Source organism: Gordonibacter sp. 28C (assembly GCF_003339845.1).
Classification (GTDB): Bacteria; Actinomycetota; Coriobacteriia; order Coriobacteriales; family Eggerthellaceae; genus Gordonibacter.
On sequence record NZ_PPTR01000002.1, the window covers coordinates 392,177 to 404,582 of the forward strand.

Sequence of the window (12,406 nt, forward strand, 5' to 3'; positions counted from 1 at the left end):
CATTATACTGTCCGCCAGACGGTCACCCACATGAAGGCGTTTCCCCGCCTTCGCGCAGGCTGGCACGAAACACGGTATTCTGGCACGAAAACATCCGTCGACCTTCGACGATACCGCCAAAATGGAAAGGAGGCTCGAATGACGCCCCGCACAAGCGATGCGCGCCGTCCAGGCGAGCCCTTCCCTGCCGGCCTGTACCGTAGAAAGAGACCGATGAGAATCGCCATCGTCGACGATTGCGCCCGTGACGCCGAAACCCTCGAGCAGACGCTGCGTTCCCATTTGGAGAAGCGCGGGCGCACCTGCGAGATCGACCGCTTCAGCAGCGGCGAAGAGCTGTTCGAGACCCCCGACACGCTCGCCTTCGATCTCGTGTTCCTAGACGTGTACCTGGACGGGGCCAATGGCATCGAGGTGGCCGAGCAGCTGCGGCGAGAGAACTACCCCGGCCTCATCATCTTCACCACCATATCGAGCGAGCACGCCGTGGACGGCTTCCGCGTGCGCGCGTTCCACTACCTGACCAAGCCCTTCTCGCCTGGCGACATCGCCGCCGCCCTCGACGAGGCCATCGCGCGCCTGGCCGGCGACGAGACCGTGCTGCGCGTGCACGACGGCGCCACGGCGGTGAACGTGCCGCTGTCGCAGGTGCGGTCCATCACCGCCGACGGGCACTACCTGAACCTCAGCACCGTGAACGGGCCGCTGCGCTGGCGCCAATCATTCAGCCGGCTCGCGGACATGGTGACCCCCTATCCGCAGCTGTTCGTCTGCAACCGCGGCATCATGGTGAACCTCGCCCACGCCGACGACCTCACCGACGACGGCTGCTTCCTCATGGACGACGGCACGAAACTGCCCGTGCGCCAATCGTCGCGCACCGAAGCGCGCAGCCGCTACTTCGACTACCTGTTCTCGAACGCGCGAAGATAGGCAGGCGGGCATGTCGGGAAGCGTCGCGGAAGGCATCTTGTGGTACGTCGTGCGCAACACGCCCACGTTCCTGTCGATGTTCTTCCTCATGCTGCTTGCCGTGCGCGGACGGCTGCGCTTCTCGCTGAAAACCACCGTGGGCATCGCGCTGGGCATCGTGGTTGCCAGCAGCCTTGTCTCCGGTGTGGGCGTGGTGCTTTTCGCCGACGAGGCGGGCACGTGGGCCACCATCCCCCTGTTGGCCGTCTCTCTCGCCTCGCTTGCGGCGCTCACGCGACTGTCCTGGGGCAAGCGCCTGTTCGTGTTCTTCAGCGCCATAACGGCCGCATCCATCGCCATCCTCGTCTACGACGTGCTGCTGCGCACCGTGGCGCTCGAGTGGAGCTTCGGAGCGCGGCGCGTGCTCGACGCAGCCGTGTGTTCGCTGGGACCGCTGGCGCTGGCGCCGCTGTTTGCGCGCACGATACGCTGGGGTGTCGAGCAAATCGACGACCGCACGTTCTGGCGTCGCCTGGCCGCGCTTCCGGCGGCGTTCTTCATCACGGCGAACGCGCTGTACGCGCTGGCCTACGCGGTGGAGTTTGTCTCGACGTGGGCGAACGGTCTCTACGCGCTGACCGTGGCCGTGCTGGGCTTTCTGCTGGCGGCGTCGTACCTCGTGCTGTTCTCGGCGTTGCGCACCACCCGCGAGAACGCGCGGTTGCGCGAGGCGGCGCAGCTGGAAGGCATGCAGCACGTGCGCTACGAAAGCCTTCAGCGCACGCTGCGCGACACGGCGAAGGCGCGCCACGACTTCCGACACCAGCTGCTGGTCATCCGCTCGTTCGCCGAAGAGAACGACGCAGAGGGCCTACGCGCGTTCCTTGACGAGCAGGGAGCGATCGGCGCGGAAGGAGAGCGGCCCGCCTACGCGTCGAACTTCGCTGTGGACGCCGTGGCGGCTCACTTCGCCGAACGGGCGCGTGCGTGCGGTGCCGAGACGTCGTTCGCGCTCGCGTTGCCCGAGCGCCTGTCGCTGCCCGAAGCCGACTTCTGCATGGCGCTGGCCAACCTGCTGGAGAACGCCGTGGAAGCCTGCGAGCGCGTGGCGGGCGCGGGGAATGCGCCGCAACTGCTCCTGTGCGTGGAGGCCCGGGTGGTCGCTGGCGGATCCGTGCTGGTGTCGGTGCGCAACAGCTGCACGGACGCCGACGCCCGCTCGCTCGCAACCGCTGCGCCGGACGGCGTGCTGGCGAATGCGGCGCGCTCGACCAAGCACGCCGGAGAGGGCATCGGCCTGGCGTCGGTATCGGCGCTTGCGCACCGCTATCGCGGCGAAGTGCGCGCGCAGGCCGAGGACGGAGTCGCCGAGATCCAGCTGCTGCTGCGGCCGGAGCGGACGCAGTGCGCGGCTGCTACCGCGACCACCTGTTCTCGCGCGCAAAGGTAAGCGCCGGGCGCTCACGGCCCGTCAGAACACGCATTGTCTCCCCAAAGGCGCGGTTTTGCTGCGAAAAACGCGTCTTTGGGGAGACAATGCGAGCCCGTTGCGGCGGAGCCTACCAGGACAGCAGCTCGTAGCCGTCCTCGGTCACGACCAGCTGCACTTCCCATTGGGCGGTGTCGCTGCCGTCGGCGGTGCGCACGGTCCAGCCGTTCGGGTCGCTCATGTCGATCTCCTGCTTGCCGGCGTTCACCATGGGCTCGATGGTGAACACGAGGCCCGGCACCAGCACCATGCCCGTGCCAGGATCCGACACGTGGCTCACGAACGGGTCCTCGTGGAAGTCGAGGCCGATGCCGTGGCCGCCGAACTCGCGCACCACCGAGAAGCCGCACGCGTTCGCATGCGCTTTCACCGCCGCGCCCACGTCGCCGAGCAGCCCCCAGGGCTTCACGGCTGCGAGCCCGGCCTCCAGAGCTTTCTTCGTCTCGTCCACCAGGCGCTGGCGTTCCGGCGACACCGCGCCGATGCAGAACATGCGCGAAGAGTCGGAGTAATAGCCGTCCAGAATGGTGGAGCAGTCCACGTTCACGATGTCGCCCTCTTGCAGCACGTCGTCCTCGGAGGGGATGCCGTGGCACACCACCTCGTTCAGGGAGGTGCATACGCTCTTCGGGTAGCCTTCGTAGTTGAGGTCGGCCGGGATGCCGCCGTGCTCCACCGTGTAGTCGTGCACCCAGCGGTCCACCTCCTCGGTGGTCACGCCGGGCCCGATGCGCTCGGCCACGTGGTCGAGCACGCCGATGTTGATGGCCGCGCTGCGCTTGATGCCCTCGATGTCGGCCGCGCTCTTCAACAGCGCGCGTTCGGGCACTTCGAAGCCCTGCTCGTACAGGCCCTGCAGCCGTTCGTCGAAGTCCAGGTGGCATTTTTTGTACTTGCGCCCGCTGCCGCACCAACACGCGTCGTTGCGCCCGGGCTGTTCCTCACCGTCGTACATGCTGATTCCTTTCGCTCGCGGCCATTGTACCGCTTGTTAGACGGAGCGAACAGGCAGAAGGGCGCGATCCGCCGTTTCCGCAGCCGCTTGGAAGGATGAACGTACGAAAACCCGACAATTCAGCCGGCGAAATCGTGTTACTGATAATGGCCGGGCTGTCGCGCGGCTTCGCCTTGGCGGACGGTCGCACCGACCGCGCGAAGGCGCCGTGAAGCCCCCGTCGAAAGGAAGCGCCCCATGCCGCAGCAACCTCGTTTCGCCCCGATCGCCTGGTGCGTCGTGCTCGCTTTCGCCTGCGCAGCGATTGCGGGGTGCGGCGCCGCCCCTCGGGAAAGCGGCGGCGCGGACGGCTCCATCTCGCCCGAACCCTTCGGCGGGCAGGTGCGCGACCGCGAAGACGCGCACCGTGAAACCGAGGGAGACCGAGGCAAGGCCGTTGCGCAGCCCGCATACGGCGTCGACCCCGCTTCGATCGCCTCCGCCTACGACCTTGGCACCATCCTCTCGCTCGACCCTGCGGAGGTCCCCGCAACCCTGGAGCGCCTCGGGTTCGAATACGAGATGGGCGTTCCCACCGGGGCTTGGAAAAGCGTGTCCGCCGACACGCCGCTTTCGCCCGTCGGCTCGACCACGCGCCTGCACACGAGCGTCGGCGGAGGCGAGACCACACCCGACCTCATGCTCGAGGGAAGGCGCCCCCAGGCGATCAGCATGAGCGTGACGGCTCCGCTCGCAAGCGAGGACGAGGCGGAGGCCGTTTGCGCTTCGCTGTTGGAAGCGGCCGGCTGCGAGAACGAGTTGTCGCGCACGGTCGTGGACAACTACCGGTTCGACCGGCACGAGGTTACGCGCATCGGAACCTGCCCCGAAGGGGGCGCCGGCGTGCTGTGGCGGCTGGACGTTTGGAGCCAGCGGCTGGAAGGCGAGTCCTCCTCGTACAGCTCCACCACGTACTCGCTCGCCTTCTACACGCGCGACGGCGTGCTGAGCTCGGGGGATACGAGCCTGATGGAGGCCATCGGCATATACGAGCCGGCGACGGCCGCATCCGCGCAGGGCTGACGCGCAAGGTTGACGCGCGGGGCCGGCAGCCCGCCCTACGCGAACTGGCGCTTCGAGCAGCCGATGCCCAGGGCGCCGGGGCCCACGTGGCAGGCGATGCTCAGGGGCAGGCGGTCGACGTACACGTCGGGCGTGCCGAAATGGGCGCGCACCTCGTCGGCGAACGCCTGGGCGTCCTCGTCCCGGTTCGTGTGCGCCACGTAGAGGTGCACGTCGGCCGCCTCGCCGAAGCGCTTGCCGATGTCGGCCGCAAGGGCCTTGATCATGGTGCGCTTCGCCGCTTTGAACGTCTTGGCCACCGTGAACGCATCGAGCTTCTCGCCTTGTATCTGCAGCACCGGCTTGATCTTGAGCACCGAGCCGACAGTCGCCGCAGCCGGGGTGATGCGGCCGCTCTTGCGCAGATGGGACATCGTGTCCACCATCAGGTATATGCTGGCGTCCAGCTTCGTGCTCTCCAGAAGCGCGCAGGTTTGAACCGCCGACTTGCCCTCGTCTATCCAGCGCAGCGCGTCGAGCACCGCCTCGCGCTGCGTGACCGAGATGCGCTGGTTGTCCACCACGTGCACGCGCCCTCCGCAATGCTCGGCCACTTGGCGCGCCGTCTCGCACGATCCCGAAAGGCCGCTCGACATGGGGATGTAGACGATCTCGTCGTGCGTCTCGAGCAGCTCCTTCCAACGCCTGCCCAAATCGACGATGGACGGTTGAGACGTGACGATGTCGGCGCCCTCCGTCTGGCGCGCGTAAAAGCGCTCGGCGTCCAGGTTCACGCCCTCGAAGCACTCCTCGCCGTCCACGACGAAGGGCATGGGGACGACGAACACGCCCAACCGATCGGCCTCTTCCTGCATGATGCCGCTGTTGGTGTCCGTGACGACCGCGACGTTCTTCCCCACCTGAGCCACCCCTTCAAACAATGAGCGACGGGGCTCCCCGTCGCTCGATGCGGGCGAGCGGCCCCCCGGCCGCAACGCCCGTTTCTCGCATGTCGATCCATTATGGTGGATTACCTAGCCGCGCACCTCGGCGCCGGTGGCCCCGCACACCTTTTTCACCAAGCGCTCATGAGCCTTGTCCACCTCGTCGCTCGTGAGCGTGCGGTCGGCCGCGCGGTACGTGAGGGCGTAGGCCATCGACTTCTTGCCCGCGCCCACGCGCTTCTCGTCGCGGTAGACGTCGAACAGACGCGCGTCCTCCAGCAGCTTGCCGCCCGCCGAGCTCATGCACTGCACGAGCTTCTCGTGGGAAACGCCCTCGTCCACCACGAAGGCCACGTCCATGGACACGGCCGGGAACGCCGGGACGTCCACGTAGTCGCGCGCGGGGCGCGCCGCCTTCGCGAGCGCCTCCACGTCCAGCTCGAACGCCACTACGGGCGCTGCGGCCTCGAAGGCGTCCACGGCCAGCGGGTGCAGCTCGCCCACCCAGCCGAGCACGGTGCCGCCGGAGAGCACCTCGGCCGCGCGCCCAGGCTGCAGGTGCGGGGCCTCATCGGCGGCGAGCGCCTTGAAGCGCAGCTTCGGCAGCGCCAGCTCGCGCGCCAGGCTCTCGATCACGCCCTTGCCGTCGAAGAAGTCGAACGCGGCGGGACGGTCGTTCCAGCCCGCGTCGCGCATGGCGCCCGCGAGCACGCCCGCCAAGCGGCGGCGCTCCTTGGGCTGCTTGCGGCCCTCGTGCGCGAAGAACACCATGCCCATCTCGTAGAGCTGGACGTTCTTCACGCCGCGGCTCTGGTTGTAGGCCACGCTGCGCAGGAGGCCCGGCACGATGCTCTGGCGCATGACGGATTGGTCGGCGTTCAACGGGTTGATGAGCTCCACCGGCTCGCCCAGGCCCTCGGGCGCCATGCGCAGGCGGTCGAGGTCGCCCGGCTCGGCAAACGAGTAGGTCATGGTCTCGTTGAGGCCGCTCGCGCGCATGACGTCGTTGACCGTGTCCAGCACGTGCTCCAGGTGCGAGCGGGTGCCCACGCGGCCGGGACCGCCGGGCAGCGTGGACGGGATGCGGTCCATGCCCCACAGGCGCAGCACTTCCTCGTACAGGTCGATCTCGCGCTCGAGGTCGGGGCGGAACGTGGGGGCCGTCACGGCCAGCACGTCGGCGTCTCCCGCCGGATCTTCGCTCACCGCGCAGCCGAGGCGCGCCAGGATGTCGACGATGTCGGCGCGCGGGATGTCGGCGCCCATCATGGCGCAGAAACGCGGAATGCGGAAGCGCAGGTCGCAAGGTGTGGAGGATGCCGGCCACTCGTCCACGACGCCCTCGTCGTTGCCGGCGGCGGCGCACACCGTGCCGCCGGCCACCTCCACCATGAGCGCGGCGGCCGCAGCCGAGCGCTCCGCGATGCCGTGGTCGTCCACGCCGCGCTCGTAGCGCATGGAGCTCTCGCTGAACAGGCCCAGGTTGCGGCTCGTGCGGCTCGTGCGGCCGGCCTCGAACGTGGCGGCCTCCAAGAGGATGTCCACCGTCTCGTCCGTGACCTCGGTGTCCAGCCCGCCCATGACGCCCGCGAGCGCCACCGCGCCCAGCTCCGGCGTGGATATCACCGTCATGTCGGACGTGAGTTCGCGGTCCTCGCCGTCGAGCGTCGTCAGGCGCTCGCCGTCTTGCGCCGCGCGCACCACGATGTGCGCGAGGCCGTCGGCGTTCTTCAGTTTGGCCAGGTCGAACGCGTGCAGCGGCTGGCCGAACAGGAACAGGATGTAGTTCGTCACGTCCACGATGTTGTTGATGGAGCGCTGGCCGATGGCCGCCAGGCGCTCGACCATCCAATCGGGGCTCGGGCCCACCTTGCATCCGCGGATGACGCGCGCCGTGTAGCGCGGGCAGCGCACCGCGTCGTCGATGGTGATCTTCACCTGCTCGTCCACGGGCGCCGCGGCGGCGTCCAGCTCCAGCTTCGCCGCCATGTCCGCAAGCGGGCTTTCGTAGTCGGTGCGGTACATGGCGCCCACCTCGCGCGCCATGCCCACCATGGAGAGGCAATCGGGGCGGTTCGGCGTGATCTCCAGGTCGAGCACCGTGTCGGACAGCTTCAGGTAGTCGGCGATGGGCATGCCCACCGGCGCGTCCTCGGGCAGGACCATAATGCCGGAGTGGTCGCCGGAGAGCCCCAGCTCGCGGCCGGAGCAGCACATGCCGCTGCTGGCCACGCCGCGCAGCTTCGACTTCTTGATCTTGAAGTCGCCGGGCAGCACCGCGCCCACGCAGGCCACCGGCACCTTGATGCCGGCCGCGATGTTCGGCGCGCCGCACACGATCTGCACCGGCTCACCCGCGCCCACGTCCACACCTACCACGTGCATGTGGTCGCTGTCGGGATGCTGCTCGCACGTTTCCACGAATCCCACGACCACGCCGTCGAGCGCCGCGCCGGTCTTCTCCACCGCCTCCACGCCCGTGCCCGTCAGATCGAGCCGGTCGCAGAACGCCTTCGTGTCCGCCGGCACGTCCACATACTCAGAGAGCCATTTGAGTGATACTTTCATCGTTCGCTTCCTATCCGTTCACGTTTTCCGGCTCCGCCGGAACGGACGATCAGGAGATCGCCCCTACGAGGTCTTTCCTCTCAACAAGCGCTTGCCCGCCTGAACGCCCCAAGGCCGGCAGACCCGCTTGCCCCTCTAACGACAGCGCCTGCAGCAGCGCAGATCGTGCGAAGGGGCGCTCGGCGGTGCCCACCAAGCGAGTTCCGCACGAGCCGAAACGCCCAGCGGGCGTTTCGTGCGAGCAGGACTGCCCGAGCGACTGGGCATCGCCGAGCGCCCCGCCAGAAACCTCAGAATTGCCTGAGGAAGCGCATGTCGCCTTCTAGCAGCATGCGCAGATCGGGCACGTTGTACTTCAGGCAGGCGATGCGCTCCACCCCCATGCCGAACGCGAAGCCGGAGTACTTCTCCGGGTCGATGCCCGACATGGACAGCACGTTCGGATCCACCATGCCGCAGCCGAGGATCTCCAGCCAACCGGTGCCCTTGCACATGCGGCAGCCCTCGCCGTGGCAGATGCCGCAGCTCACGTCCACCTCGGCCGACGGCTCCGTGAACGGGAAGTAGTGCGCGCGGAAACGCGTTTTGCGTTCCTCGCCGAACACCTGCTTGCACAGGTAGTCGAGCGTGCCCTTTAGGTCGCCGAACGTGATGCCCTCGTCCACCACCAGACCCTCGATCTGGTGGAACTGCGGAAGGTGGCTGGGATCGGCCACGTCGCGGCGGTACACCTTGCCCGGCGCGATGACGTAGATGGGCAGCTCCCGGTCCTCCATCGCGTGCACCTGCACGCCCGAGGTCTGGGTGCGCAGCAGCACGTCGGACTCGCCGCGCACGCTGGACGCTTCGCCGGAGCGGTCGACCACGTAGAACGTGTCGGCCAAGCTGCGGCTGGGGTGGTCGGCCGGGGCGTTCAGGGCCTCGAAGTTGTAGTAGTCGGTCTCCACCTCGGGGCCGTGAGCCACCGTGTAGCCCAAGCCGAGGAATATCTCGGACACCTCGTCGGTGATGGCGTTGATGAGGTGGCGCGTGCCCATCTGCTGGGCGCGGCCCGGCAGCGTCACGTCCACGGCGGCCGCGTCGATGGCGGCGGCCAGCTCGGCGGCGTCGAGGGCCGCCTTGCGCGCGGCCAGCGCCTCTTCCACGGCGACGCGCACCTCGTTCACCGTCTTGCCCACCTGGGCGCGTTCCTCCTTGGCCACCTGGCCCATGCTGCGCAGATGCCCCGTCAGCGTGCCCGCCTTGCCCAGCACCCCGATGCGCACCTGCTCGAGCGCGGCCGTGTCGGCCGCCTGCGCTATCCGGGCGAGCGTCTGCTCGCGCAGCGCCGCCACCTCGTCCACGATACCCATGTCCTCGCGCTTCCTTTCCGTCTCTTCCCCGCGCCGCCCCCAGCGAGCGCACATGAAAAAGAGCCTTCTCTCGCCCTGGTTCGTAAAGGGATTGCTCCCCGATCCAAGGACGAGAGAAGGCTCTCGCGGTACCACCTCGGTTGACATGCCGTCGCTGCGCGCCCGCCCGCCTTGCAGCGGCTCGGAACGCGCGGCCTTTCGGCCGTCCGCTCTTGCGCTCTGTGACGGGAGCTCCCGTCGCGCCCTACTGCACGTCTTGCCGCCCCGCTGCCGCCGGGCCGCATCCGCGTTCAAACGCGCTGCTCGGAAGGGAATCGCCGCGCTGGTCGCCCGGGTGCTTTCAGCCGGTGGCACCCGTCTCTGGTGACGACCGCGCCGCACGGCGCTGTCTTCGTCATCGCATGTAACGATGCAGTATAGCGCATTCGCGGGCGCCGTGCGTGAAATTCCACAAGCAAGGGGGTTGCGAGAGCGGGAGGGAGAGGGCGAGCGAGAGTCGGCGCGGCGGCGGAAGCCCCTGATTTGGCACAAAAACCGAGTTCAGGGAATCCTCAACAGGGTGCGGAACGCTTCCGCGTCAAGCTCGGAAATTGCGACCTGCGGTTTTCTTTCGAATGCCCGACAAAGGGCACCGGAATGGGTCTCGAATATTCCCTAAACTCGGTTTTTGTGCCGTATTGCGGCATGTTCGACACCGAGCCGGGCGTAAACCAGTTCGAGGCGCGCGGCGCCTAACCGCAACCGAGCGCCACGCGCCCAATGAGGCAAGAGCGCGACGTGCCCGTCTACAGGAACCGGTAGCTCACCGTGCGCAGTCCCCAGTCGTTGCACGACGAGAAGCCGAAGGCCTTCCACACGCCGGGCTGCAGGTCGAGCGATCGGCTGCCGCCGCCCATGTAGCCGCAGTCGTTCACGGTGGCGAGCACGGTCATGCCGTTGTAGGATATCTCGACGGTTCGGCCGTAATACTGCCAATACCGCGGCCACGCCATGGGCACGGCAACGCCCATGGACCAATCGTCGCACACGGCGCCGGTGGCCGTGGTGCCGGGGTTGGGCGTGTAGGGGTCGGTGGAGCCGCCGTAGGCGGAGGCGACACCCGTCGACCAGCCTATCCCGGGGTCAGGCGTAGGCTCCGGGTCGGGCGACGGAGAAGGGGTCGGGTCGGGCTCGACCTGCTGCACCTGGTCGCCCGGACGCGTGGTGTTGGTGTTCGACTCCTCCACGGCCACCGGCCCGCTCACCCCGCCCTGGGCCTCCGCCTCCTCGGCCTTCCGCTGAAGCTCCTCGATGACGGAGGCGTATTCGTCTTGCGCGCCCTGCAGCTGGGACGACGCCGCCGTCACCGTCTGCTCGGCCTCCGCCTTCTTCTCCTCGAGCCCAGTGAGCCTCTTCTCCTGCTCGTCCTTCTGCGCGTTCAGGTCCGCCACGAGCGCGTCGAAGCGCTCGGAGCGCTCTTTCTGCGCCGCGATCTCGTCGGACTGGTACCGCGCCACGGCGGAGAGGTAGAACAGGTTGCGCACGAACTCGTCGAAGTCCTGGGATTCCAGCAGCACCGTCAAGAGCGACGGCACGGAGCCGCCGCGATATTCGTAGGCGGCCGCCTTGCCGAGGGCGCTGCGCCCTTCGATGAGCGCCTGCTGAGCCTCCATGGCCTGGGCGGCCGTCTCGTCGATGCGCTGCTGCAGGTCGGCGATCTCCTGCTCGAGCGTCGCGTGGTCGGCCGCTATGCCCTGCATCTGCGACTCGGCTCCGTCGAGCGCGCCCTGCGCCTCTTCCACGGCCCGTTGGGCCTCGGCCGCCGCGGCGTCGTCGGGGGCGTCTTCGGCCCAGGAAGCCTGCGGGCCCAACCCGCAGACGAGGGTCGCCGCGAGAAGGCAGCTCAGAATCGTGCGGGCCGCCGTTCGGCCGGGCTCTCGCACGCGAGCCGATGCTTCTGCGCGTTCGAGGTCTCGTGCGATCGTGTGCGTTTTCGGTTCCATGAAGGATTCCTTAGGCCGCGAGCAGCCGGTCGTGCGCCTCGTCGAGCGCTGCGATCAGGTTCGTGATGAGCGGTTCGTTGTCGGTGAAGTACTCGTCGTCGTAATCGGCGTCGGACATGACGGCCATGAGGTAGTCGCCGGATGCGACCTTCACGATGCCCGCATCGTTGAGCGCGCCCATATCGTACCACGGGGTGTCGATCTCGTAGCCCGCCTTCGCGAGCACCTGATGGTCGGCCCCGAGCGTCCGGCGGATGAACGAGGTGCCCGTTTGCGCGAACAGCTCCTCGCACAGGGGCGCCTGCCCGACGCCGTCCCTGAGGTACCCACCCACGCCCAGCCACAGCTTGGCCAGGTCGCGCGGCGTGAAATACGGATACCACTCGCCCTCCCACGCCCCTGCGTCAACGCCGGCGGCGGCGGCCCATTCGTCGAAACCGGAGCCGTAGTCGTCGCGCAGAAGCGCGTAGCCCGTGTTGTCGGAATACACGATGGTGTTGGCGAGCACGGTCTGCAGATCGTAGACGCTCACGTCGTCGTCGGCCATGATGCCCGTGCCGTCCATGACGATGTCCTCGAACACCTCGTCGGTCAAGGACGCCTGTCCCTCGTCGACAAGGCCCTGCGCCACGTAGGTGACGAACGGTGCCTTGATGGTGCTGGCCGAGAAGCATTCGAAGTCGGCGTTGCAGCCCAAGCCCCTCTGGGTGGCGAAATCGTAGACGACGAAGCCGGCCTCGTATCCGGCCTCGCGGAAGGCGTCGAGCGCCGCCGCGACGGCGGGCGCCTCGGACGCGTCCACCGTGCGCTGGGATCCCGTCGCGTCGAACAGGTTGATGTCGCCCGAGCCGGAAGCGGCGTCGAGCGCCGTGGGGGCCACGGCCGTCGCGGGGGCGTTGGGCGCCGGTGCGGCAGGGGCTTCGGCGCCCTCCGTCGCGGGCGCGTCGTCGACCGCCGCGTCCAGCGACGAGACGGGCTCCTCGGGGCGGTCGGCGGTGGAACCCAGCGCGCTGGCGATCCCGAAGAACGCGACGACGCCGCACAGGACGGGCACGGCGACCTTCGGCCAAACCGGCAGATGCCGCACCTGCCGGCGCAGACTCCGCATGCTCGCTTTCAAGTCGATCGCCACGCCGTTTCGTTCCCTTCCGTCGCATTCCCGT

At 68.1% G+C, this 12,406-nt stretch carries 10 protein-coding genes; 4 read left to right on the forward strand and 6 right to left on the reverse strand.

From position 1 onward, the window contains the following. Positions 1 to 213: 213 nt before the first annotated feature. Both C1878_RS03965 and C1878_RS03970 read left to right on the forward strand, forming a co-directional pair. On the forward strand, positions 214 to 933 hold the full coding sequence (locus tag C1878_RS03965) for a LytTR family DNA-binding domain-containing protein (RefSeq protein ID WP_114600398.1): 720 nt from the start codon (positions 214 to 216) through the stop codon (positions 931 to 933). 10 nt (positions 934 to 943) lie between these two features. Continuing rightward, positions 944 to 2,362: a sensor histidine kinase gene (locus tag C1878_RS03970; protein WP_114600399.1), complete on the forward strand. Its 1,419-nt coding sequence runs from the start codon at positions 944 to 946 to the stop codon at positions 2,360 to 2,362. Positions 2,363 to 2,471: 109 nt separating this feature from the next. Here C1878_RS03970 and C1878_RS03975 read toward each other — a convergent pair whose 3' ends face one another. After that, positions 2,472 to 3,356, reverse strand: coding sequence for a methionyl aminopeptidase (locus C1878_RS03975; RefSeq protein ID WP_114600400.1), 885 nt, complete (start codon positions 3,354 to 3,356; stop codon positions 2,472 to 2,474). A gap of 237 nt (positions 3,357 to 3,593) precedes the next feature. On the opposite strand from C1878_RS03975, the gene C1878_RS03980 reads away from it, so the two are divergent. Next, positions 3,594 to 4,418 carry a hypothetical protein gene (locus C1878_RS03980; RefSeq protein ID WP_114600401.1) on the forward strand — a complete coding sequence of 275 codons (825 nt, stop codon included), beginning with the start codon at positions 3,594 to 3,596 and terminating at the stop codon, positions 4,416 to 4,418. Positions 4,419 to 4,453: 35 nt separating this feature from the next. Here the strand turns inward: C1878_RS03980 and C1878_RS03985 are convergent, their stop codons facing one another. From C1878_RS03985 to pheS, 3 genes are all read right to left on the reverse strand, one after another. Beyond that, positions 4,454 to 5,317, reverse strand: a complete 864-nt coding sequence (locus C1878_RS03985; RefSeq protein ID WP_114600402.1) for a DegV family protein — start codon at positions 5,315 to 5,317, stop codon at positions 4,454 to 4,456. A gap of 114 nt (positions 5,318 to 5,431) precedes the next feature. Next, entirely contained in the window at positions 5,432 to 7,909 is a 2,478-nt protein-coding gene (pheT, locus tag C1878_RS03990) for a phenylalanine--tRNA ligase subunit beta (protein ID WP_114600403.1), read from the reverse strand. Positions 7,910 to 8,199: 290 nt separating this feature from the next. Continuing rightward, complete coding sequence (pheS, locus tag C1878_RS04000; protein WP_369833498.1) at positions 8,200 to 9,252, reverse strand: phenylalanine--tRNA ligase subunit alpha; 1,053 nt, start codon at positions 9,250 to 9,252, stop codon at positions 8,200 to 8,202. A 531-nt stretch (positions 9,253 to 9,783) separates the two neighbouring features. On the opposite strand from pheS, the gene C1878_RS16430 reads away from it, so the two are divergent. Then, complete coding sequence (locus C1878_RS16430) at positions 9,784 to 9,996, forward strand: hypothetical protein (RefSeq protein ID WP_147272901.1); 213 nt, start codon at positions 9,784 to 9,786, stop codon at positions 9,994 to 9,996. Positions 9,997 to 10,046: 50 nt separating this feature from the next. On the opposite strand, the gene C1878_RS04005 is transcribed toward C1878_RS16430, so the two are convergent. Beyond that, entirely contained in the window at positions 10,047 to 11,243 is a 1,197-nt protein-coding gene (locus C1878_RS04005) for a hypothetical protein (RefSeq protein WP_114600405.1), read from the reverse strand. 10 nt (positions 11,244 to 11,253) lie between these two features. Continuing rightward, the gene (locus tag C1878_RS04010; RefSeq protein WP_241963589.1) at positions 11,254 to 12,375 is read right to left on the reverse strand and encodes a serine hydrolase; all 1,122 of its coding nucleotides are present in this window, start codon (positions 12,373 to 12,375) and stop codon (positions 11,254 to 11,256) included. Between the last annotated feature and the right edge of the window lie 31 nt (positions 12,376 to 12,406).